21 protein-coding genes are annotated in these 22,088 nt (G+C 61.2%); 3 read left to right on the top strand and 18 right to left on the bottom strand.

The features are described 5' to 3' along the window. Positions 1–6: 6 nt before the first annotated feature. Positions 7–534, bottom strand: a complete 528-nt coding sequence (locus VC35_RS02095; protein WP_008050439.1) for a YceD family protein — start codon at positions 532–534, stop codon at positions 7–9. Positions 535–639: 105 nt separating this feature from the next. Between VC35_RS02095 and VC35_RS02100 the strand changes: the two genes are divergently transcribed. Then, a complete protein-coding gene (locus VC35_RS02100; protein ID WP_046037473.1) occupies positions 640–1,218 on the top strand; it encodes a Maf family protein in 579 nt (192 codons plus the stop codon). 54 nt (positions 1,219–1,272) lie between these two features. On the opposite strand, the gene VC35_RS02105 is transcribed toward VC35_RS02100, so the two are convergent. Genes VC35_RS02105 through rluC form a run of 3 tightly spaced genes read right to left on the bottom strand, consistent with a single transcriptional unit; the run spans position 1,273 to position 3,898 of the window. Continuing rightward, positions 1,273–2,262, bottom strand: coding sequence for a S49 family peptidase (locus tag VC35_RS02105; RefSeq protein WP_046037474.1), 990 nt, complete (start codon positions 2,260–2,262; stop codon positions 1,273–1,275). Positions 2,263–2,286: 24 nt separating this feature from the next. Beyond that, positions 2,287–2,949, bottom strand: coding sequence for an HAD-IA family hydrolase (locus tag VC35_RS02110; protein WP_046037475.1), 663 nt, complete (start codon positions 2,947–2,949; stop codon positions 2,287–2,289). Continuing rightward, positions 2,936–3,898: a 23S rRNA pseudouridine(955/2504/2580) synthase RluC gene (rluC, locus tag VC35_RS02115; protein WP_046037476.1), complete on the bottom strand. Its 963-nt coding sequence runs from the start codon at positions 3,896–3,898 to the stop codon at positions 2,936–2,938. The genes VC35_RS02110 and rluC overlap by 14 nt, the downstream gene beginning before the upstream one ends. Positions 3,899–4,600: 702 nt before the next feature. On the opposite strand from rluC, the gene rne reads away from it, so the two are divergent. Further along, entirely contained in the window at positions 4,601–7,861 is a 3,261-nt protein-coding gene (gene rne, locus VC35_RS02120; RefSeq protein WP_046037477.1) for a ribonuclease E, read from the top strand. Between the two features lie 173 nt (positions 7,862–8,034). On the opposite strand, the gene VC35_RS02125 is transcribed toward rne, so the two are convergent. From VC35_RS02125 to VC35_RS02180, 12 genes are all read right to left on the bottom strand, one after another. Then, a complete protein-coding gene (locus VC35_RS02125; RefSeq protein WP_046037478.1) occupies positions 8,035–8,631 on the bottom strand; it encodes a nucleotidyltransferase family protein in 597 nt (198 codons plus the stop codon). Continuing rightward, positions 8,628–9,611, bottom strand: coding sequence for an XdhC family protein (locus tag VC35_RS02130; RefSeq protein WP_046037479.1), 984 nt, complete (start codon positions 9,609–9,611; stop codon positions 8,628–8,630). Before VC35_RS02130 ends, VC35_RS02125 begins: the two co-directional genes overlap by 4 nt. Then, a complete protein-coding gene (locus VC35_RS02135) occupies positions 9,611–11,932 on the bottom strand; it encodes a xanthine dehydrogenase family protein molybdopterin-binding subunit (protein ID WP_046037480.1) in 2,322 nt (773 codons plus the stop codon). The genes VC35_RS02130 and VC35_RS02135 overlap by 1 nt, the downstream gene beginning before the upstream one ends. Next, positions 11,929–12,399 carry a (2Fe-2S)-binding protein gene (locus tag VC35_RS02140; protein ID WP_046037481.1) on the bottom strand — a complete coding sequence of 157 codons (471 nt, stop codon included), beginning with the start codon at positions 12,397–12,399 and terminating at the stop codon, positions 11,929–11,931. Before VC35_RS02140 ends, VC35_RS02135 begins: the two co-directional genes overlap by 4 nt. A gap of 317 nt (positions 12,400–12,716) precedes the next feature. Beyond that, complete coding sequence (gene murB, locus VC35_RS02145) at positions 12,717–13,736, bottom strand: UDP-N-acetylmuramate dehydrogenase (RefSeq protein ID WP_046037482.1); 1,020 nt, start codon at positions 13,734–13,736, stop codon at positions 12,717–12,719. Next, positions 13,733–14,197 (bottom strand): low molecular weight protein-tyrosine-phosphatase, encoded by a 465-nt coding sequence (locus VC35_RS02150; protein WP_046037483.1) that lies wholly within the window; start codon positions 14,195–14,197, stop codon positions 13,733–13,735. Before VC35_RS02150 ends, murB begins: the two co-directional genes overlap by 4 nt. After that, a complete protein-coding gene (kdsB, locus tag VC35_RS02155) occupies positions 14,197–14,961 on the bottom strand; it encodes a 3-deoxy-manno-octulosonate cytidylyltransferase (protein WP_046037484.1) in 765 nt (254 codons plus the stop codon). Before kdsB ends, VC35_RS02150 begins: the two co-directional genes overlap by 1 nt. After that, complete coding sequence (locus tag VC35_RS02160; RefSeq protein ID WP_003179363.1) at positions 14,958–15,143, bottom strand: Trm112 family protein; 186 nt, start codon at positions 15,141–15,143, stop codon at positions 14,958–14,960. Before VC35_RS02160 ends, kdsB begins: the two co-directional genes overlap by 4 nt. A gap of 24 nt (positions 15,144–15,167) precedes the next feature. Further along, positions 15,168–16,178, bottom strand: coding sequence for a tetraacyldisaccharide 4'-kinase (lpxK, locus tag VC35_RS02165; RefSeq protein WP_046037485.1), 1,011 nt, complete (start codon positions 16,176–16,178; stop codon positions 15,168–15,170). After that, positions 16,178–16,606 (bottom strand): ExbD/TolR family protein, encoded by a 429-nt coding sequence (locus VC35_RS02170; protein WP_046037486.1) that lies wholly within the window; start codon positions 16,604–16,606, stop codon positions 16,178–16,180. Before VC35_RS02170 ends, lpxK begins: the two co-directional genes overlap by 1 nt. Continuing rightward, positions 16,603–17,238: a MotA/TolQ/ExbB proton channel family protein gene (locus VC35_RS02175; protein ID WP_046037487.1), complete on the bottom strand. Its 636-nt coding sequence runs from the start codon at positions 17,236–17,238 to the stop codon at positions 16,603–16,605. The genes VC35_RS02170 and VC35_RS02175 overlap by 4 nt, the downstream gene beginning before the upstream one ends. 98 nt (positions 17,239–17,336) lie before the next feature. Continuing rightward, positions 17,337–19,571 (bottom strand): DNA internalization-related competence protein ComEC/Rec2, encoded by a 2,235-nt coding sequence (locus VC35_RS02180; protein WP_046037488.1) that lies wholly within the window; start codon positions 19,569–19,571, stop codon positions 17,337–17,339. Positions 19,572–19,705: 134 nt separating this feature from the next. On the opposite strand from VC35_RS02180, the gene VC35_RS02185 reads away from it, so the two are divergent. Further along, entirely contained in the window at positions 19,706–20,221 is a 516-nt protein-coding gene (locus VC35_RS02185) for a DUF2062 domain-containing protein (protein ID WP_046037489.1), read from the top strand. Between the two features lie 96 nt (positions 20,222–20,317). Here VC35_RS02185 and VC35_RS02190 read toward each other — a convergent pair whose 3' ends face one another. Then, positions 20,318–21,097, bottom strand: coding sequence for an ABC transporter permease (locus VC35_RS02190; protein ID WP_046037490.1), 780 nt, complete (start codon positions 21,095–21,097; stop codon positions 20,318–20,320). Further along, positions 21,094–22,026: an ABC transporter ATP-binding protein gene (locus VC35_RS02195; protein WP_046037491.1), complete on the bottom strand. Its 933-nt coding sequence runs from the start codon at positions 22,024–22,026 to the stop codon at positions 21,094–21,096. The genes VC35_RS02190 and VC35_RS02195 overlap by 4 nt, the downstream gene beginning before the upstream one ends. Positions 22,027–22,088 lie beyond the last annotated feature (62 nt).

Genomic DNA, 22,088 nt, shown 5'->3' on the forward strand with positions numbered 1-22,088 from the left:
TAACTCCTAAACGTTTGGGTCACGCTTTAACTGCGCCAATACACTGAACGGGTTGGACCGCGTTACCTCGTCCTCGCTCGGTTCGGGCTCATCGAGACCCGCCGGCTGCTGGCATTCTTCCGGATGATGAGCAGGCACAATGGGCAAGGCGAGCAGAAGCTCCTCCTCGATCAGTGACTGCAGATCCAAAGGATCTTCGCCCAGTTCCAGCACGTCATAACCTTTCGGCAACGACTGGGTATTCGCACCCTCCTTCACCACAGCGTAACTGCATTCGCTATGGATCGGCAGGGTGACCAGCTCAAGACAACGCTGGCAAACCATTTTGACTTCAGTGTCGATAAAGCTGTGGATGACCACAGATTTACGTTCATCTCGTTCAAAAACGAATTTAGCCTGCACCGTACCGACATTGTCGGAAAGCGGGTCGCAGAGTCTCTCCAAATCGGCCAGCAGCATTTCACCTTGAAGGGTGGTGCCACGATCAGCCAATTTGCGCGGGTCAACGTGAGGTGGAATCGGGTCATTCAACATAGGCGCAGCATTATAGGGATGCCCCCGCCCATGTCAAAGGAAATTCAGCCCTGTCCGTCACTTGGAAGCCTCGCTAGAATTCGCACACGCCTTATGGAGTTGCGCATGCTGCCTTTATTACTCGCTTCCAGCTCGGCCTATCGCCGGGAATTGCTGACCCGCCTGCAGCTGCCTTTCACTTGCAGCTCGCCGGATATCGACGAAAGCCATCGCCCAGGTGAGTCCGCCATCGAGCTGGTCAAACGCCTCGCCGAAGAGAAAGCGCGCGCCCTGGCCGACAGCCATACCGCTCATCTGATAATCGGCTCCGACCAGGTCGCCGTGCTGGGAGACCGGATTATCGGCAAGCCCCACACGTTCGAAAAGGCCCGCGAACAGCTGCTGGCGGCCAGCGGTGCCAGCGTGACATTCCTGACCGGCTTGGCCCTGCTCAACAGCCAGACCGGGCACTGCCAGGTCGATTGCGTGCCATTCACCGTACACATGCGCACACTCGACGCGCCCCGCATCGAACGCTACTTGCACGCCGAGCAACCCTACGACTGCGCAGGCAGCTTCAAGGCCGAAGGCCTGGGGGTCAGCCTGTTTCGCAGCACCGAGGGGCCCGACGCCACCAGCCTGATCGGCCTGCCGCTGATTCGCCTGATCGACATGTTACTGGCAGAAGACGTACAGATTCCTTGAATCTCAATACTAAAAAACCGGCCACGCAGGCCGGTTTTTCATGCCATTTCAGAATCAGCGCAGCGACGGACCGTTAAAGCCCATCCACATCGCCAAATGCTCAGCCACACTGGCACCGAGTTTTTTCGAGAAGCGATCGAATGGCGACTCCTGAACGGTGAAGTCCACCAGTTCTTTCTCGCCGATCACATCCCGCGCAACCGAACTGGCATTGCCCAGCCCATCGACCAACCCCAACGGCAGTGCCTGCTCGCCAGACCAGACCAGGCCGGAAAACAGCTCCGGATGCTCCTTGTCCTTCAGGCGATCGCCACGCCCTTGCTTGACGCTATTGATGAACTGCTGGTGGGTCGTATCGAGCACGCCCTGCCAGAAGGCGGTTTCTTCCGCCTTCTGTGGCTGGAACGGATCGAGGAACGACTTGTGCTCGCCAGAGGTATAGGTGCGACGCTCGACACCCAGCTTCTCCATGGTGCCGACAAAACCATAGCCGGCCGCCGTCACACCGATGGAGCCGACCAGGCTAGCCTTATCGGCGTAGATCTGATCTGCCGCGCTGGCGATGTAGTAAGCGCCGGAAGCCCCCAGGTCGGAAATGACCGCATACAGCTTGATGTCCGGGTGCAGGCCGCGCAGACGGCGGATCTCGTCATAGACATACCCCGACTGCACCGGACTGCCGCCCGGGCTGTTGATGCGCAGGATGACGCCCTTGACCTTCTTGTCCTCGAACGCCGCGCGCAGGCTGCCAACGATATTGTCTGCGCTGGCCGGCTCCTTGTCGGCAATCATGCCTGTCACATCGATCAACGCCGTGTAATTGGCACTGAGGGTAGCTGCCTTTTCCATATCCATCAGCGGCGAAAACAGGGCAATTGCGCCGAACAGATACACAAAAGTCAGTGATTTGAAGAATATCCCCCAGCGACGGGACCGGCGCTGTTCCTGTATACCGGCCAGCAGCGTCTTTTCCAGCAGCTTCCAGCTTCTGTCGTCACCGCTCTCTGCGCTCGCCTTGGCGGGCGCCTTCCATTCGTCGGTCATACCATCCACCCCAAAAACAACCGGTTAAGCCTGCTGACTCAGCCAGGCATACAATTCTGAAAAATGGTCGATGGCCAGTCGCGGCTCATACAACTTCAACGCATCGATCGATTGAGCGCCATAACTGACGGCCACCGAGCCCATGCCGGCGTTGCGCGCCATCTGCAAATCGAAAGACGAATCACCGACCATCAACGCCTGCTCCGGGCGAACCTCGCAATGCGCGAGTATCTGCTCGAGCATCAGCGGATGGGGCTTGCTGGCGGTCTCGTCGGCGGCGCGGGTGATATCGAAGTAATTCTCCCAGCCATGGGACTTCAACACCCGATCCAGCCCGCGACGGGCCTTGCCGGTCGCAACAGCCAGATGATAGCCCTCGGCACGAAACGCCTCGAGCGACTCGACCACACCCTCGAACAGCGGCGAAGGCACAACCTCTGACGCAATGTAATGCTCAGCATAGTGCTCGCGGAAGGCAAACAGCTCGGCGTCGCCGATTTCGGGGTACAGGGTGCGGATCGCTTCCGGCAAGCCCAGGCCGATGATGCCCTTGACGGCCAGATCATCGCGCAACTCAAAACCGGAACGCTGCGAGGCAACGTGCATCGCCTCGACAATCCGGCCAATGGAATCGGCCAGGGTGCCGTCCCAATCAAAGATCAGCAGCTTGTAATCAGATGGGCGCACTCAATCGCTCCACGGTTTTTGCCCACATTTCGTCGACCGGCGCCTGCAGCTTCAGCTCACCGCCATCGGGAAGCGGCACGGTCAGCATGTAGGCGTGCAGGAACAGGCGCTTGCCACCCAGATCGCGGATTTCCTTACTGAAATCGTCATCGCCGTACTTGGTGTCGCCGGCAATGCAGTGCCCGGCGTGCAACGTGTGGACGCGGATCTGGTGAGTGCGGCCGGTGATCGGCTTGGCTTCAATCAGGGTGGCAAAGTCGCCAAAGCGACGCAGGACCTTGAACACGGTCACAGACTCCTTGCCCTCCTCCTCGTCGACCTCGACCATACGCTCACCGGAGCGCAGATTGCTCTTGCCGAGCGACGCTCGAACTTGCTTGATCGAGGATGCCCAGTTACCGCGAACCAGCGCCATATAGCGCTTGTCAACGCCATCACCGCGCAAGGCAGTGTGCAAGTGACGCAGCATGCTGCGCTTCTTGGCGATCATCAGCAGGCCGGAGGTGTCACGGTCGAGACGATGAACCAGTTCGAGTTCCTTGCAATCGGGACGCAACTGACGAAAGGCTTCGATGACTCCGTAATTCAAGCCGCTGCCGCCGTGAACGGCGATGCCGCAAGGCTTGTTGATCACGATCAGCGCCTTGTCTTCGAAGACAATCGAGGCTTCGAGCCGCTGCAGCAGGCCTTGTGCCAGCGGTACCGGCTCGTCACGCTCAGGCACCCGAACCGGCGGCACGCGCACGATATCGCCCGCCTGCAGCTTGTACTCGGGCTTGATCCGACCTTTGTTCACACGCACTTCGCCCTTGCGCAAAATGCGGTAAATCAAGGTCTTGGGCACGCCTTTGAGTCGGGCGAGAAGGAAATTATCAATACGTTGGCCGGCATATTCCGGCGAGACCTCAAGCAGTTGTACGCTTGGAGTCGGGGGGGTAGTCGTCGTCATGGCGCGGATGATAACAATTTTTTATGGAATTGAAGCACTTAATCATTGCTGCTATAGTCGCGAACGTCGCCAAAAGCGGCCTGGACAGCGGACCAACGGTCAAAAACCGGCCCTGACCAACGCAATTCACCAGGACGCGAGGCCGTCCTACGGGGCTTTCGCTACGTAACGGTGGAGTTTGCAGGTGTAACGAGCGCAGGTGACATGAGGCCTGAATCACGCCACAAAGCAGAGTTTTCCACTCGTTTTGCGCGCCATATTCACGGCCAGTTCACAAAGTGCAGTCAGCTGCGAATGACCCCGAGCGAAGGCATCGGAAACAACGCCTAAATTAGCCATGATGCGTGACCTCCCCTTTCGGAGCTCACGGTAAATGCCAACCCGCTGCGGATTCTGCGCGCGGCAGCACCCGAATTATCAGGGATACGTGTAGGGTGGAGATGCACAACCGCCGGACTGTGTAGCAACAGGCTTACTCAAGACGCTTCATCTCGTCCACAGCCGCTGGTTGATTCCTCCTCCTGACTGAGTGCTTAAGTAGCCACAGCAAGCAGGACGCGTACGTCGCGATGAAGGCCCACATTGGCCGGACTTCGCTGGACACGGGAATTGGCCAACCACTCCCGACGCACCTGACACCGACCGTGAGAAGTCGTGTGTGCCGAACGCCGTTTCCGGCAGCCCGGAAACCGACGGTACTACATGAAAAGAATGCTGATTAACGCAACTCAACCCGAAGAGTTGCGCGTTGCACTGGTAGATGGCCAGCGCCTCTACGACCTGGACATCGAATCCGGTGCACGCGAGCAGAAGAAGGCCAACATCTATAAAGGCCGGATTACTCGCATCGAACCAAGCCTCGAGGCTGCCTTTGTCGATTTCGGCTCTGAGCGCCACGGCTTCCTGCCCCTCAAAGAAATCTCCCGCGAATACTTCAAGAAAGCCCCGGAAGGTCGCGTCAACATCAAGGACGTCCTGAGCGAAGGCCAGGAAGTCATCGTTCAGGTCGAAAAAGAAGAACGTGGCAACAAGGGCGCCGCCCTGACCACCTTCATCAGCCTGGCCGGTCGTTACCTGGTACTGATGCCGAACAACCCGCGTGCCGGCGGTATCTCCCGTCGCATCGAAGGCGAAGAGCGCAACGAACTGCGTGAAGCCCTGAACGGCCTGGTTGCCCCGGCCGACATGGGCCTGATCGTGCGCACTGCCGGCCTGGGCCGCAGCAGCGAGGAAATGCAGTGGGACCTCGACTACCTGCTGCAACTCTGGACCGCTATCAAGGAAGCTTCGCTGGATCGTTCCGCGCCGTTCCTGATCTACCAGGAAAGCAACGTGATCATCCGCGCGATCCGCGACTACCTGCGCCAGGACATCGGCGAAGTGCTGATCGACAGCGTTGAAGCCCAGGACGAAGCCCTGACCTTCATCCGCCAGGTGATGCCGCAGTACGCCAGCAAGATCAAGCTGTACGAAGACAGCGTTCCGCTGTTCAACCGCTTCCAGATCGAAAGCCAGATCGAAACCGCCTTCCAGCGCGTCGTCGAACTGCCTTCCGGCGGCTCCATCGTTATCGATCCGACCGAAGCCCTGGTGTCCATCGACATCAACTCGGCGCGCGCCACCAAAGGCAGCGACATCGAAGAAACCGCACTGCAGACCAACCTTGAAGCGGCCGAAGAAATCGCCCGTCAGTTGCGCCTGCGTGACATCGGCGGCCTGATCGTCATCGACTTCATCGACATGACTCCTGCCAAGAACCAGCGCGCCGTGGAAGAGAAAGTCCGCGAATGCCTGGAAGCCGACCGCGCTCGCGTGCAAGTCGGTCGTATCTCGCGCTTCGGCCTGCTGGAAATGTCCCGTCAGCGCCTGCGTCCGTCCCTGGGCGAAAGCAGCGGCATCGTCTGCCCGCGTTGCAACGGCACCGGCATCATCCGTGACGTTGAATCGCTGTCCCTGGCGATCCTGCGCCTGATCGAAGAAGAAGCCCTGAAAGACCGTACCGCCGAAGTTCGTGCACAAGTGCCGATCCCGGTGGCCGCGTTCCTGCTCAACGAAAAACGCAACTCGATCACCAAGATCGAACTGCGCACCCGTGCCCGCATCGTCATCCTGCCGAACGATCACCTCGAAACGCCGCACTTCGAAGTGCAGCGCCTGCGTGATGACAGCCCGGAAGCCGCGACCAACCAGTCCAGCTACGAAATCGCCGCTGCCGCTGCCGAAGTCGAAGAAGTCCAGCCAGCCGCTGCGACCCGCACCCTGGTTCGCCAGGAAGCTGCGGTCAAGACGGCCCCGGCCCGCGCCAACGCTCCGGTTCCGACCGAAGTGGCCGCTCCGGCCCCTGCCCCGGTCGCCGTACCGGAGCCAAGCCTGTTCAAAGGCCTGGTGAAGTCGCTGGTGAGCCTGTTCGCCACCAAGGAAGAGCCTGTTGCTCCGGCCGTGGTTGAAAAGCCTGCGACCACCGAGCGTCCGGCCCGCAACGAAGAGCGTCGCAACGGTCGCCAGCAGACCCGCAACCGTAACGGTCGCCGCGATGAAGAGCGTAAGCCTCGCGAAGAGCGTGCACCGCGTGAAGAACGCGCACCACGTGAGCCGCGTGAAGAGCGTCAGCCACGGGAAGTGCGCGAACCTCGCGAAACCCGTGAGGAAACTCCAGCGGTAGCCCGCGAAGAACGCGCACCACGCGCGCCTCGTGAAGAACGTGCACCGCGCGCTCCGCGTGAAGATCGCAAGCCACGTGGCGAGCGTGAAGAACGCGTTCGTGAACTGCGCGAGCCTCTGGATGCCGCTCCGGCTGTTCCGGCTGTTCCGGCCGCCGCTGCTACCGCTGAAGAGCGTCCAGCTCGCCAGCCACGTGAAGAGCGCGCTCCACGCCCACCGCGTGAAGAACGTCAGCCACGTGCCGAACAAGCCGCTGCTGCCGCAACTGAAGAAGAACTGGTCACCAACGAAGAGCAACTGCCGGAAGACGGTCAGGAAGGCGCCGAAGGCGATCGTCCACGCCGCCGCTCCCGTGGCCAGCGTCGTCGCAGCAACCGTCGCGAGCGTCAGCGTGACGCCAACGGCAACGTGATCGAAGGTTCGGAGGAGTCCGAGTCCGGCGAAAACGCTGAAGCGCCAAGCACTGCCGATCTGGCCGCCGGCCTGGCTGTCACTGCAGCCGTTGCCAGCAGCGTGATCAGCGCTCCAGCCGAAGCTGAAGCCAATGTGCAAGCCGAACGCGCCACTGCCGCGACCCTGGAAGCAGCTCCGGTTGAAGCGCCAGTCGTTGAAGCGACCACACCGGTCGAAGTCACCGCCTCGCCGGAAATCGAAGTAGCGCCAGCGCCAGAAGCTCAGCCAGCTGTTGAAGCGGCTGCCGAGCCAGCGCCAGTGGTGGAAGCACCTGCCGTGGTTGCAGAAGCGGTTGTTGAAACCGTGACTGAAACCGTGCGTGAAGTTCGCGAAGAGCAAACCGCATTCAACTGGGTTGCCGAGCCAGCCGTCGCTGAAGTCGCTGCACCTGCCGCTGAGACCCCAGTGGCTGAAGCCATGGTTTCCGAGCCGGTGGTTGCCGCCGCAGAACCGGCTCCAGCGCCTGTGGTTGAAGCGCCAGCCGTTGAAGCTCCGGTCGTTGCCGAAGCACCTGCTCCGGTAGTCGAAGCTGCTCCTGCCAGCGCCCTGACGCCAAGTGGCCGTGCGCCTAACGACCCGCGTGAAGTGCGTCGTCGCAAGCGTGAAGCCGAGCGTCTGCAGAAGGAAGCTGAACTGGCTGCTTCTGCGGCTCCAGCTGAAGCAGCTGTCGCTGCCGAGCCTGCACCGGTTGTTGCTGAAGTGGTTGAGGCAGCTCCTGCCCCAGCCGCTGAAGTGACTGCCGAGCCGGTTGAGTCGGTGATCCACGAAGCGCCGCGCTCCGTTCAGGAAGCGGTAGAGCAACACGAGCAAGCCCAGGAAAAAGAACACGAGCCTAAACCTCTCGTCTGATTCCATCGGCCACTAAAAAGCCCCGCCTGGTGAACCCAGGCGGGGCTTTTTTACATCTATGAAATCACACCAGTCCCCTGTGGGAGCGAGCCTGCTCGCGATAGCGGAATGACATTCAACATTGGTGCTAGCTAATCCACCGCTATCGCGAGCAAGCTCGCTCCCACAAGGATCTATGTTGGTCTGAAGGTTAGTGCCTCAGGCACATCCACATCCCAGACCACACCGGGATCATCCACGGTCACTTCAACCACCCGCCCCTGAGCAAACAGCGGTTTGGCGCCGCGATCCCCCGATAACGCCATCAACCCCGCCGAGAAGTCCCGTCCGAACCCGACCGGATGCCCATACTCGCCGCTCTGCACGGGCACGCTGATACTGTCACCGCCAATGCCCGCCACCACTTGCCCGATACTGGATGGCAGGATGAACGGCATATCCCCCAGCACCATCAGCCAGCCATCGAGTTGCTTGCAGGCAGCGACTCCCGCGGCAATGCTGTCACCCATTCCCGTCGACTCGATCAATACAATCTCGCAGCCATAGGCCTGAGCCATGCGAATCACTTGCGGGCGGTCAGCAGTGGTCACCAGCACGCGTTTGTCCAGCGCCGCCGGCAGGTTGACCAACGTGTGCTCGATGACGAACCGCACCACGCCGTCACGCCCGGTGCAATCGGCCACCAATTTATCCTTTTCGGCGCCCGCAACCTCACGAAACCGGCTGCCCTGCCCCGCCGCCAGTACGACGACGCCAATGGACTCGCTCATACGCTCTCCCGCAAGACTTTCTTCTGCTTCAGTTCGATGCCATTTTTGACCGCCACGATTTCCGCCATGAGCGACAAGGCAATTTCCGCTGGATTATGACTGCCGATGTGCAAACCGATCGGACCATGCAAGCGGTCAATCGCCGGTTGCGACAAACCCAGTTGAGCCAGGTTTTCCCGGCGCTTCTGGCTGTTGACCCGCGACCCCAGCGCCCCGACGTAGAAAGCCCTGGAATCCAGGGCCGTGAGCAGCGCCATGTCGTCCAGACGCGGATCATGGGTCAAAGCCACGATGGCCGTGCGTTCATCGGTCTGGATGTTCAATACCGCCTCATCCGGCATGCCCGAAACGAATCGTCCATGCTGCTCCTCCCAGCCATAGACGAACTCGCTACGCGGATCGCAAATCAGCACCTCGAAATCCAGTAGCCGGGCCATTTCCGCCACATAGCGCGACAGCTGCCCCGCGCCGATCAGCAGCAAGCGCCAGCGCGGGCCATAGATCGCCCGCAAGGTCTGTCCGTCGAACGTCAACACGTCAGCTTTACTGGCCGGCTGCAAAAGCACCTCGCCGGTGGTCAGGTTCAGTTCACGGGCAACGATTTCATGGGCCTCGCAACGCACAAGCAATTGCTCGACCCAATCCCCATCGTCGATGCGCTCCTCGGTCAAGCGCAAGGTGCCTCCGCAGGGCAAGCCGAAACGTGAAGCTTCCTCGCGGGTCACGCCGTAGGTGATCAGTTGCACCGGCGGCCCGTCAAGCTCAAACCGCCCGTCGTGCAGCCGGGCGATCAAGTCATCTTCGACACATCCGCCGGAAACCGAACCAATCACCATGCCGTCCTCGCGCAAGGCCAGCATGGCGCCGGGTGCCCGGGGCGCAGTGCCCCAGGTTTCGACCACGCTGTACAACACCACCCGCTGACCGGCGCGATGCCATTGCAACACACTGCGCAGGACGTTCAGATCGGCGCTGTCCATCAGGCGCCAGCCTTCTGCCAGCCCGACAGCTGATAACGAACCGGTAGGTTGCGGATGCGTTTGCCGGTGGCAGCAAAGATCGCATTGCACAGTGCCGGCGCAATCGGTGGTACGCCTGGTTCACCCACACCGCCCAACGGCACGTTGCCCGGCGGCGTCACCAGATGCACGGCCACTTCTTTCGGTGCCAGGGACATGCGCGCCACTTCGTACATGTGGAAGTTATCCTGCTGGACCTTGCCGTCCTTGAAACTGATCTCCCCCAGCACCGCATTACCCAGGCCCATGACGCAGGCACCCTCGAACTGCGCGCGAATCCGCTCGGGATTGATCTGCGGTCCGCAATCGACGGCAATGTCAGCCTTGTGCACTACCAACGTACCGTCGTCCTTGACCTCCACCTCGATCACCGCCGCCACATAGGTCACGAAGCTGTAATGCACCGCCAGGCCCAGGCCGCGCCCCTTGGGCAACTCACGCCCCCAACCGGCAGCTTTGGCGGCGGTCTCCAGTACCGTGCGCAGGCGCGCGGTATCGATCGGATAACGCTCCGGGGATTCACCGTAGTTCCACTCTTCACTCAAGGTGCGCGGATCGATCTGACGGTCCGGGCCGAGCAATCTGATCTGGTACTTCAGCGGATCCTGCCCGGCCTTGTGCGCCAGTTCATCGATAAAACTCTGGATCGCAAAACCATGGGGAATGTTCGACACCGAGCGATACCAACCCACCCGGGTATGCACCGTTGCCTCGGGGTTTTCCAGGCGAATGTTGGGGATCGCATACGCCATGTTGGTGAAGCCCATGCCCAGCTCGAACGCCGCCTCATGGTTCATGCCCAGCGCAAACAACGCGGTGATGCTCGGCGCCACCGTACGGTGCAACCAGCCGGACGGCAGGCCGTCCTTGTTCAGGCTGGCCTTGAGGTATTCGGCCGACACGGTGTGGAAGTAGGAACAGTGGATGTCGTCTTCACGGGTCCATTGCACCCGCACCGCTTTGCCGGGGAACTCCTTGGCGAGGATGGCGGCCTCGATGATGAAGTCAGGCTTGGACTTGCGCCCGAATCCGCCCCCGAGCAGGGTCACGTTGAACGTGACGTTGTCGAACGGCAGGCCAAGGCGCTCGCCTATCCGTTCCCGGGTGACCTGCGGTGCCTGGCTTGGCCCCCAGGCTTCGCACGCACCGTCCTTGAACCGCGCAATGGCGACCATCGGTTCCATCGGCGACTGTGACAGATGCGGCAAATAGTAGGAGGCTTCCAGGGTGCTATCGGCGCTGGCCATGGCCTTTTCGAGGTTGCCGGTATTGCGCACCACCTTGCCGGGCTTGAGCGAGGCCGCTTCAAGTTCCTTGCGATAGGCAATCGAGTCGTAGCTGGCGTTGGGGCCGTCGTCCCACTCGATTTTCAGTGCCTCGCGGCCCTTGATCGCCGCCCAGGTATTGCTCGCCACCACGGCGATACCGCCGAGCGGTTGAAATTCTGAGGGCAACGGACGACTTTCGATCTGTACCACTTTGACCACGCCGGGGACTTTCATCGCCGCGCTGCCATCGAAGCTTTTGACTTTGCCGCCATACACCGCGGGCCGCGCGATGGTCGCGTACAGCATGCCGTCGAAATGCACGTCGGCGCCGTACACGGCGCGACCGTTGACGATGTCCTCCCCATCGATGGCCTTGGTGCCTTCCTTGCCGATGTAACGGAACTCAGCGGGTTGCTTGAGCTTCAGGCTGTCGCGGGTCGGAACCGGCAACGCGCCTGCGGCGGAGGCCAGGGCGCCATATCCGAGCTCGCGGCCGGACGGCTCATGGACAACCTTGTGCAATTGCGCATGGCATTCACCAACCGGCACTTTCCATTGCGCGGCGGCAGCCTGTTCTAGCATGGTCCGCGCGGCGGCACCGCAGCGACGCATCGGCTCGTACCAGTGACGCATGCTGCGTGAGCCGTCAGTGTCCTGGTTGCCGAAGCGCACTTCATCGCCGGGGGCCTGCTGCACCTTGACCAGAGCCCAATCGGCTTCCAGTTCATCGGCCACCACCATGGTCAAGCTGGTGCGCACGCCCTGGCCCATCTCCGAGCGGTTGCAGATCACGGTCACTGTGCCATCAGCGGCGATGCTGACATACACCTTGGGATCATCAACCCAGCCGTGAGGCATGCCGTCGGCGCCGAACTTCTTCTCTTTCTCGTCGGCAAACGCGTCCTGCCAGCCCCAACTCGCGGCAACCACCAGCGCACCGGTCGCCCCCACGCCCTTGAGAAAACCACGGCGACTGAGGTTGCTCAGGGCGAAATCATTCGGTAACCGGCTCATGCCTTGACCTCCTTCAGGTGAGTGGAGGCCTGGCGGATCGCGGTCTTGATGCGGTTGTAGGTGCCGCAGCGGCAGATGTTGCCAACCATCGCTTCTTCGATCTGCTCGTCGCTCGGATTCGGATTGGTCTTGAGCAGCGCCGTCGCCGACATGATCTGCCCGCCCTGGCAGAAGCCGCATTGGGCGACTGCCGTGTCGAGCCAGGCTTGCTGCACGACTTTGCCGATCGGGTCGGCATGCAGGTTGTCGATGGTGCTGACATTCTGCCCGGCGACTGAACCGATGGGCGTGATGCAACTGCGTGCCGGAGCCCCTTCGATATGAATGGTGCAGGCGCCGCACAGGCCCATGCCGCAGCCGAATTTGGTGCCGTTGTAACCGGCCACGTCGCGGATCGCCCAGAGCAGCGGCATGTCCTCGGTGACGTCGAGTTGATGGTCTTGACCATTGAGTTTCAGGGTAATCATGGGCACGCCCGCATAGGTCTTGAGTTATGGGGTCGAGCAATCTGCCGCTGGATCTCGGTGGGTCGCACGCAGATCGACTCAGGCTAATGGGCTCTCTTGTGCGGACGCAAACGGTCTGCACCGGGCCTTTGGTGGAGCAAGAGTGTGCATCGTTAGCTGACTAAGTTAACCGAGCATTAACAAAAAAGCCCTGCTGAGACAGGGCTTTTTAGCTGCAAGCTTTAAGCTGCAAGCTTCAAGTAGAAGCAAAACAGCGAAAAACCTGAATTTAAGGATTGTAGCTTGCCGCTTGAAGCTTGTAGCTTGCGGCTGCTTCATCAATACCGGTTCGGCTCCATTTCCAGATCGACATGGAAACGCTCGAAAATGTCTTTCTGGATACGCTGCGCCAGGTTCAGCAATTGCAGACCCGTCGCGCCGCCATAGTTGACCAGTACCAGCGCCTGCAATTTATGCACGCCAGCATCAGCCTCGCGGAAACCTTTCCACCCTGCCCGCTCGATCAGCCATCCGGCGGCCAGCTTCATCTGCCCGTCGGGTTGCGCATAGGCCACCAGGTCCGGGTATTCGCCCTTGAGCCGTGCAGCCAGCACCGTCGATACCAAAGGGTTCTTGAAAAAGCTGCCGGCATTGCCGAGTACGGCCGGGTCCGGGAGTTTTTCGTTGCGGATGCTGCAAATGGCCTGACTGACATCGCTGGCGGTCGGATGCTCGATACCCTGCTCGGTCAGGCGCTGGCGCACCGGGCCGTACTCCAGGTGCAGATGCGCGGCGCGGTCGAGGGCGAAACGCACACGCAGGATCAACCAACGCCCCAGCTCCTGCTTGAACAGGCTGTCGCGGTAGGCGAAGTTGCACTCTTGCAATGTGAAGTCACGCAGTTCGCCGGTCTGGCGATCGAGGGCGGTCAGGCCGGCGAACACGTCCTTGATTTCGACACCATAAGCGCCAATGTTTTGCATCGGTGCCGCACCGACGGTGCCGGGAATAAGACTGAGGTTTTCCAGGCCGGACAACCCCTGGGACAGTGTGTGTTGCACAAAAGGATGCCAGGGCTCGCCCGCCTCGGCCTCGATCACCACTTTGCCGCCTTCATCGCTCAGCACGCGAATCCCGCGCGTGGCCATGCGCAGCACCAGCGAATCGATGTCCGCCGTCAGCAGCAGGTTGCTGCCGCCGCCGATCACCAGCACCGGGACCTTGTGTTCCAGCCCGTAGGCCAGGGCTTCGCGCACATCGGCGTCGCTATGGGCCTCGGCAAACAACCGGGCCTGGACATCCACGCCAAAGCTGTTGAACGGCTTGAGCGAAACCTGCGATTGAACCTGCAAACTCATAACCGTCCCTTCAATTCGATCACCAGCAAATCGCTGGCGTGCTCGATCAGGTCGAGCACCTGCTCGAAGCCTTGCTCGCCGTCGTAGTACGGATCCGGCACTTCATCGACCGGCGACTGGTAGCGACGCAGGAACAGGTCGAGTTCGGCCTTGCCCTTGGCCGGTTGCAAGGCCTTGAGGTTGCGCAGGTTGCTGTTGTCCATCGCCAGGATCAGGTCGTAGGTGGCGAAATCGGCACGGCTGACTTGCTGGGCGCGCTGGGTGGACAAGTCATAACCGCGCAGCTTCGCCGCGGCCTGACTGCGCTTGTCCGGCGCCTTGCCGACATGCCAGTCGCCGGTGCCGGCGGAGGCCACTTCAACCTGATCGGCCAAGCCGGCCTCGCGCAGCTTATGCCGCAGCACGCCTTCGGCCGTGGGTGACCGGCAGATGTTGCCCAGGCAGACAAACAGAACCCGCATCACGCCTCCAGCAGGCGACGAACGCGCTCAAGGTCTTCAACGGTATCGACACCGGCTGGCGGCGCGATCAGAGCGTCGGCGACGTGGATTCGCACGCCGTGCCACAGGGCACGCAGCTGCTCCAGGCACTCGGTGTTTTCCAGCCAGCATGGGCCCCAGCTGACGAAATCCTGCAGGAAACCGGCGCGGTAGGCATAGATGCCGATATGGCGGCGATACGGCACACCTTCCGGTAACTGCTCAGGGTTCACGGCAAATGCATCCCGCGCCCAAGGCAAGGTGGAACGGCTGAACGTCAGCGCCAGGCCATTGAGGTCGCTGACGACCTTGACCACGTTGGGATTGAACAGGGTGCCCGCGTCTTCGATCGGCTCGGCCAGGGTGGCCATGCGCGCTTCGGCGTGGGCCGCCAGGTTGGCGGCGACCTGATCGATCACGCTCGGCGGGATCAGCGGTTCGTCGCCCTGGACGTTGACCACGATGGCGTCGGGCGCCAGGCCCAGCTTCATCGCGACTTCGGCCAAGCGATCGGTGCCGGAGTTGTGATCTTCACGGGTCAACACCACTTCGGCACCAAAGCCTTTGCAGGCCTCGACGATGCGCGCGTCGTCGGTGGCCACCACCACCCGCTCGGCGCTGCTTTTGCTCGCCTGTTCCCAGACGTGCTGGATCATCGGTTTGCCGGCGATCAGCAGCATCGGCTTGCCCGGCAGGCGGGTGGAGGCGTAACGCGATGGAATGACGACGGTAAAGGCTGTGGTCATTTATCCAGGCGCTCGTCGGTGGTCAGGGTGCGCGCTTCGGATTCGAGCATCACCGGGATGCCATCGCGAATCGGGTAGGCCAGGCCTGCGCCCTTGCTGATCAGCTCGGTCTTGTCGGCGCTGAGCTTGAGCGGGCCTTTGCAGACCGGGCAAGCGAGGATATCGAGCAATTTGGTGTCCATGAGCATTCCCTGGAAAAAACGGAGTTAAGGCAACAAACGATCCGGCAGCAGGCGCATCAGCTGTGTGTCGAACCAGGCCACGAAGGCCGGCGACGGCACGGCATCGACCGCCAGGTACCACCAGTCGGCGGCGGCAAAGGCACGGCATTTCACCGCGTCCTTTTCCGTCATCACCAACGGCAATGACGGCGTGAAATTCAACACCTCCACGCTGTATTCGGCGTGGTCGGCAAACGCATGTGGAACCGGCTGCCAGTGTAGCGTTTCGAGGGCCTTGAAGAAACGTTGCGGATTGCCGATGCCGGCCACCGCGTGCACAGCCTGGCCTGCGCCGAAGTGGTCAAGGGGACGTCGTTCGCCGCTGCGCAGGTTGACCAGCGCGGTGGGGCGCAATTGAAAGGCAAATCCATCATCGCGGTCAGCCACGGCACCGTTGTAGAGCACCGCGTCGACGCTTTGCAGGCGCTCGGCCGGCTCACGCAATGGCCCGGCGGGCAGGCATCGACGGTTTCCCAGGCCGCGGGCGGCGTCGATCAGCACCAGTTCCAGGTCACGGGCCAGGCGGTAGTGCTGCATGCCGTCGTCGGACAGGATCAGGTCCAGCGGCTCACTGGCCAGCAAGGCTTTGACGGCATTGCTGCGATTGGGGTCGATCATCAGCGGCACGCCCGTACGCTGGACGATCAGCAACGGCTCGTCACCGGCGACGTCGGCACCCTGCTCGGCCTCGACCCGCCACGGCAACTGCGGCGGTTTGGCGCCGTAGCCACGACTGACCACGCCGACGCGCAGGCCGCTGCGCTGGCAGTGTTCGATCATCCATAGAATCAGCGGCGTCTTGCCAGTGCCACCCACGGTGATGTTGCCGACCACGATCAGCGGCACCGGTGGTTGATAGATCTCGCCCTCACCCGCCAGAAAGCGCTTGCGCTTATTCATGACCACGCGCCGGTACAGCCATTCCAATGGCCGCAACAGCTTCAGGGCCGGATGACCTGCGTACCACGCGGCGAGCAATCGATCGGACATGGCCATCAGGGCGCCGGGGGCGCCGCCTCGATGGTGGTCATGCGCAAATGACTGAAGCCGAGTTTGCCGGCCGCATCCATGGCAGTCACCACGGACTGATGCTGAGTCTTGCCATCAGCGCTGATGGACAGCGGTCGGTTGGTGTCGCCGTTGGCTTCTTTTTGCAGCGCGTCCATCAGCGAAGCCAGGTCGCTTTTCGGCAAAATCTGGTTGTTCACCGAAAACACGCCGTCGGCACTGATGGCGATGTCCAAAGGTTTGCTCTGATCGTCGGCCGGCGTGCCGCTGACGGCTTCCGGCAGATCGACTCGCAACTGGGTTTCACGGGTGAAGGTGGTGGTCACGACAAAAAACAGCAGCAGGATGAACACCACGTCGATCAGCGACGCGAGGTTGATGTCCACCGTTTCCCGTGGTTTGCGGCGGAATTTCACGCTTTGCTCCCGGTCAGGTCCACATCGCGATCGCCCTGCACCACTTCGACCAGCTTGATCGCTTCCTGCTCCATGCCCACCACCAGCTCATCGATCCGGCGTTGCAGGAAACGGTGGAAGAACACCGAAGGGATACCCACCATCAGGCCCGCAGCCGTGGTGATCAGGGCCTTGGAAATACCACCGGCCAGTACCGAGGCGTTGGTGGTCATGCCATTGCCTGTGAACGCACTGAAAATATCGATCATGCCCAGCACCGTACCCAGCAGGCCCAGCAACGGCGCCATGGCGGCGATGGTGCCTAGGGCGGCGACGTAGCGTTCGAGCTCATGGATAACCCGCTGTGCGGCCTCTTCGATGCACTCCTTCATGATCTCGCGACCATGCTTGGAGTTGGCCAGGCCGGCCGCCAGGATCTCGCCCAACGGGGAGTTGGCGCGCAGTTCCTTGAGTTTTTCCTTATTGAGCTGTTTGTCCTTGATCCAGACCCAGACCTGCCCGAGCAAGTGCTCCGGGGTCACGCGGCTGGCCCGCAGGGTCCACAGACGCTCGGCAACGATCGCCATGGCCGCGATGGAACTCAAAATGATCGGCAGCATCATCCAGCCGCCGGATTTGACCAATTCCCACACAGTGACAGCCCCCTCGAAAAAGTGCGCCACTCTAACATAGGGGGTGCAAGCACCGAAGACCGTGATGTCGCATCCGGTCGGGCTTTGATAATGCTCGGTTATGGGCTCAAGGGTGGCGGATCGCGCCAGAAACGCCGCTCCTGGCGCATTGACCACGGTGGCTCGAAGCGTCCCAGTTGCAGACGAATGGCTCCGTGTTCGACGCTGTCGTAGATCGCCATTCCACGTTTTTGATAACGCGCAATGACCGTCGCATGCGGATGGCCAAACGAATTGCCCTGCCCGCGGGAGATCAGCGCCCCTTTAGGTTGCAGGACATCCAGCAGGGCCATGGACGACGAACTGCGACTGCCGTGGTGTGGCGCCTGCAGCCAATCGGTGGGCACGGCCAGCGGACTGTCCAGCAAGGCCCTCTCGGCGGCGACATCAATGTCGCCACTCAACAGCAACCGCTCACCACTGGCCTCGATCAGCAGGACACAGGAGTTCTGGTTACTGTCGCCGGCCAATGGCCAGTGCCAAAGTTGGAAATCGACTTCATCCCAGGTCCATTGCCGACCGCTCTCACACTTCTCGGCCTGCAACTCCATAGGCAAGTCTGACGGCTCACCACTGACCACCTGTTCCACCGGCAAGCCCTTGGCAATCGCCCGGGCACCGCCGGCATGATCGGCGTGGGCGTGGCTGATCAGCATCAGGTCGAGCCCCTTCACCCCCAGTTTGCGCAATGCCGGCAGCACTACCCGCTCCCCTTGGTCGAGTTCACCGAAACGCGGTCCGGCGTCATACAGCAACGTGTGATGCCGAGTGCGCACCAGGATCGCCAAGCCCTGCCCCACATCCAGTTGCCAGACTTCGGCCATGCCCTCCTGCAACATCGGCCTGGGCGAAAAAACCAACATCAACAGCATGGGCCACCCCAACGGGCGCATCGGCAAGCCTCGCGGCAGTAATAGCAAAAAAGCACCAATGGCACCGATTACCCAGGCCCATAGCGGGACTGCCGCGGGCACCCACGCGGGAATCTGGCCGGAGACGACCCCCAGCCCCCTGAACCACCATTCGATCAGGCCGCCCGCCAGCCACAGCAATTTTTCACCCAGGTAAGGCACCGGCAGCAACAGTGTCCCGAGCAACGCCGGTGGCAGGACCACCAGACTGATCCAGGGCACCGCGAACAAATTGGCCAGTGGCCCGCTGAGACTGATTGGTAACCCCAGTGCCAGTAACAACGGGCACAGTCCGATTGCAATCAGCCACTGGGCACGGGTCCAGGTCTGCCACCAACGCCAAGGCCCCAATCGTCCGCCGAAGGTCAATATCAAGACTGCCACGGCCGCGAAAGACAGCCAGAAACCAGGCTGAAGACTCGCCAGCGGCTCCAGCAGCAAAATGCCGTCGAGTGCCAACAACAGTGGCCACCATGCACCAAGATGACGGAACCGCAGACGCCACAACAACACCATTGCAATCATCAGGCAGGCCCGCCGCACCGGCACCTCGAAACCGGCCAGCATCCCGTAACCGAGTGCAGCGGCGAATGCCAGGCCACACGCCCAGGGCAACCATGGTAGACGGCTCGGCCATAACCCAAAGCGGGCCAGGCCGGCGATCAGCAGATACACGACGCCCGCCAATAATCCGATGTGCTGCCCGGAAATCACCAACAGATGCACCGTGCCGGTGTCCTGCAATACCTGCCAGTCTTCACGACTCAGCCCGGCGCCGTCCCCGAGTACCAACGCCGTCAACGCGCCGCTTCGCCCTTGGGCATCCACCGCCAGCAAACGCTGACGGATTACATCGCGCCAAGCCCATCGGGCTGGCGCAAGGCGCTCGCCCTGCTTGACCGTCCCGGTCGCGCCAATGCGTTGTGCCAGCAACCAGGCCTGGTAATCGAAGGCCTGCGGATTGAGGAGCCCGACCGGGCGCTTCAACTTGACCGCCAGGCGCCAGCGTTCACCACTGTTCACCGGCGGCCCGCCATACCAGGCCAAACGCATTTGCCGCGGCAGCCGGGTACGTCGGGACTGTATGTCGGTCAATTCGAATCGCACGACACCGTCGTCATGCCGGGGCAAGCCCGTGACCCGCCCTTCGACCCAGCGGGTTTCTCCGTCCAGCGCCGGCGGCAACCGGTCATCCAGCGCCCACTGCGCATTCACGCAGGCCCAACTCAAGCCGAACAGGTAAAACGCCACCGGATAGGTCCTGAACGGCAGCAACATCAAACCCGCCACCGGCATCGCCAGCCACAACCAGACCGGCGGTAATGCCGGTAAAAAACGCAAGGTCAACAGACCCAACGCCAGCGCCATCATCCCTGTGCGCATAAGCCCGTCCTTGAGAGTACCCTCAAGGCTTAGCCCGCCCTTCGCCTGGGCGTCGTCAATAATTGTCACAAAGTCTGAATGGGCAGTTCATAGAATCCAGACATACTTGCCGCCTTGACCGACCGAGAAGCCTTATGCCCCGGCGCTTATTCAAACGTTACATGCCAGATCCGATGAGCATCAGGGATCACAAATCCTTACGCTTTCTCGGCACGCTGTTGCATGACCCGAACCTGTGGCACCTCAACCGCCACTCCGTTGCCCGCGCCATGGCGGTGGGCTTGTTCGCCGCGTTCCTGCCGATCCCGCTGCAGATGCTGCTGGCGGCAATCCTCGCCATCATCGTGCGCGGCAACATGCCGATTGCCGTGAGCCTGGTCTGGCTGACCAACCCGATCACCATGCCCGCCGTGTTCTTCTGCACCTATCAGGCCGGAGCCTGGCTGATGGACGTTCCCGCCCGGCAGTTGCCGGACTCACTGACCTGGGAATGGATCAGGGGTGAGATCTCGACCTTGTGGCAACCGTTTCTGCTGGGCTCGGTGGTAACGGGGCTGGCACTCGGTGCGCTGGCCTACTTCCTGGTGATGATGTATTGGCGCTGGTGGGTGGCCAGGCAATGGAAGCGGCGCAAGAAGAGCCGGATGTGAGAATGCAAAACGGCCTCCACTTGGGAGGCCGTTTTTTTCGGTGTCTGGGCTGACGCCATCGCTGGCAAGCCAGCTCCTACAAAGGTTTGCTGCGGGTCAGGTACGCATCCCACGCCCGCTGACCAGCAACCGCGCACTACCGAGATACAGCACTGCGGTCGCGACCAGCATGAAGGCGATGGCCACGCTGATGCGGATATCCGATACCCCGAGGATGCCGTAACGGAACGCGTTGACCATGTGCAGCACCGGGTTGGCCAGGGACACGGTCTGCCAGAACGGCGGCAGCAAGGTGATCGAGTAGAAGACCCCGCCCAGGTAGGTCAGTGGCGTCAGCACGAAAGTCGGAATAATCGAAATGTCATCGAAGTTGCGCGCAAACACGGCGTTGATGAAGCCCAGCAGCGAGAAGATCGTTGCGGTCAGCACCACCACCAGAATGGTCACGCCCAGGTGATGCACCTGCAAGTGAGTGAAGAACAGCGACAGCAGGGTCACGATGATCCCCACCATCAACCCGCGCAGCACACCGCCCAGGGTGTAGCCGATCAGAATGGTGTGCGGCGACAGCGGCGAGACCATCAGTTCTTCGATGGAACGCTGGAACTTGCTGCCGAAGAAGCTCGACACCACGTTGCCGTAGGAGTTGGTGATCACCGACATCATGATCAGCCCCGGCACGATGTACTCCATATAAGTGAAGCCACCCATGTCGCCGATCTGCCGACCGATCAGATTACCGAAGATCACGAAGTACAGGACCATGGTGATGGCCGGCGGCAGCAAGGTCTGCGGCCAGATCCGGGTGAAGCGCCGGACTTCACGGTAAACGATGGTGTTGAGGGCAACAAGGTTGGGGCGCAGCTCGGAACTCATACCGCCACCTTCGACAGATTTTTCTCCACCAGGGACACGAACAACTCCTCGAGGCGATTGGTTTTGTTGCGCAGGCTCAGCACTTCGATGTTCTGCTGCGCCAACTGGGTGAACAGCGCGGTGATGCCCATGGACTTCTCCACCTGGACTTCCAGGGTGTGGCTGTCGATCAGCCGGGACGGGTAGCCGAGCAACTGTGGCGCCACTTGCAACGTGTTCTTCATATCCAGCAGGAACGTTTCCACATGCAATTGGCCGAGCAACTGCTTCATGCTGGTGTTCTCGACAATGGTGCCGTGATCGATGATGCCGATGTTGCGGCACAACTGCTCAGCCTCCTCCAGGTAGTGGGTGGTGAGGATGATGGTGATGCCTTTCTGGTTCAGCTCGGTGAGGAAGCTCCACATCGAGCGACGCAGTTCGATGTCCACCCCGGCAGTCGGTTCGTCGAGGATCAGCAGGCGCGGTTCATGTACCAGCGCGCGGGCGATCATCAGGCGACGCTTCATGCCGCCGGACAGCGAGCGCGACGGCACGTCCTTCTTGTCCCACAGGCCGAGCTGGGTCAGGTACTGTTCGGCGCGTTCCTTGGCAATTTTCGCCGGGATGCCGTAGTAGCCGGCCTGGGTCACGACGATGTCGAAGGTCTTTTCGAACTGGTTGAAGTTGAATTCCTGAGGCACCACGCCGATGGAGCGCTTGAGCTGCGCAGGATTCCTGTCCAGGTCGTGACCGAAGATATTCACTGTGCCGCTGGTCTTGTTCACCAGGGTCGAGAGAATGCCGATGGTCGTGGATTTGCCGGCGCCGTTGGGGCCGAGCAAAGCGAAAAAGTCACCTTCGGCGACATCCAGATCGATACCACTCAAGGCCTGGAAACCGTTGCCGTAGGTTTTGGTTAGCTGCCGGATGGACAGAGCGGAACTCATATCTGATTTACGCACCAAGAAGGGAAGAAAGGGGTAAGTATGGGCGGCGGCGAACAATACAA

The sequence above is a fragment of the Pseudomonas fluorescens genome, assembly GCF_000967965.1.
In the GTDB taxonomy this organism is placed as follows: domain Bacteria; phylum Pseudomonadota; class Gammaproteobacteria; order Pseudomonadales; family Pseudomonadaceae; genus Aquipseudomonas; species Aquipseudomonas grandcourensis.

Excerpts from the sequence above, each read along its gene's own strand:
- rluC (WP_046037476.1), bottom strand. The coding sequence starts at position 3,898 with ATGACGACGACTACCCCCCCGACTCCAAGCGTACAACTGCTTGAGGTC.
- VC35_RS02185 (WP_046037489.1), top strand. The coding sequence starts at position 19,706 with ATGCCCCGGCGCTTATTCAAACGTTACATGCCAGATCCGATGAGCATC.
- VC35_RS02135 (WP_046037480.1), bottom strand. The coding sequence starts at position 11,932 with ATGAGCCGGTTACCGAATGATTTCGCCCTGAGCAACCTCAGTCGCCGT.
- VC35_RS02190 (WP_046037490.1), bottom strand. The coding sequence starts at position 21,097 with ATGAGTTCCGAGCTGCGCCCCAACCTTGTTGCCCTCAACACCATCGTT.
- VC35_RS02140 (WP_046037481.1), bottom strand. The coding sequence starts at position 12,399 with ATGATTACCCTGAAACTCAATGGTCAAGACCATCAACTCGACGTCACC.
- lpxK (WP_046037485.1), bottom strand. The coding sequence starts at position 16,178 with ATGGCCATGTCCGATCGATTGCTCGCCGCGTGGTACGCAGGTCATCCG.
- VC35_RS02160 (WP_003179363.1), bottom strand. The coding sequence starts at position 15,143 with ATGGACACCAAATTGCTCGATATCCTCGCTTGCCCGGTCTGCAAAGGC.
- VC35_RS02095 (WP_008050439.1), bottom strand. The coding sequence starts at position 534 with ATGTTGAATGACCCGATTCCACCTCACGTTGACCCGCGCAAATTGGCT.
- kdsB (WP_046037484.1), bottom strand. The coding sequence starts at position 14,961 with ATGACCACAGCCTTTACCGTCGTCATTCCATCGCGTTACGCCTCCACC.
- VC35_RS02150 (WP_046037483.1), bottom strand. The coding sequence starts at position 14,197 with ATGCGGGTTCTGTTTGTCTGCCTGGGCAACATCTGCCGGTCACCCACG.
- VC35_RS02105 (WP_046037474.1), bottom strand. The coding sequence starts at position 2,262 with ATGACCGACGAATGGAAGGCGCCCGCCAAGGCGAGCGCAGAGAGCGGT.
- VC35_RS02125 (WP_046037478.1), bottom strand. The coding sequence starts at position 8,631 with ATGAGCGAGTCCATTGGCGTCGTCGTACTGGCGGCGGGGCAGGGCAGC.
- VC35_RS02100 (WP_046037473.1), top strand. The coding sequence starts at position 640 with ATGCTGCCTTTATTACTCGCTTCCAGCTCGGCCTATCGCCGGGAATTG.
- VC35_RS02195 (WP_046037491.1), bottom strand. The coding sequence starts at position 22,026 with ATGAGTTCCGCTCTGTCCATCCGGCAGCTAACCAAAACCTACGGCAAC.
- rne (WP_046037477.1), top strand. The coding sequence starts at position 4,601 with ATGAAAAGAATGCTGATTAACGCAACTCAACCCGAAGAGTTGCGCGTT.
- VC35_RS02180 (WP_046037488.1), bottom strand. The coding sequence starts at position 19,571 with ATGCGCACAGGGATGATGGCGCTGGCGTTGGGTCTGTTGACCTTGCGT.
- murB (WP_046037482.1), bottom strand. The coding sequence starts at position 13,736 with ATGAGTTTGCAGGTTCAATCGCAGGTTTCGCTCAAGCCGTTCAACAGC.
- VC35_RS02130 (WP_046037479.1), bottom strand. The coding sequence starts at position 9,611 with ATGGACAGCGCCGATCTGAACGTCCTGCGCAGTGTGTTGCAATGGCAT.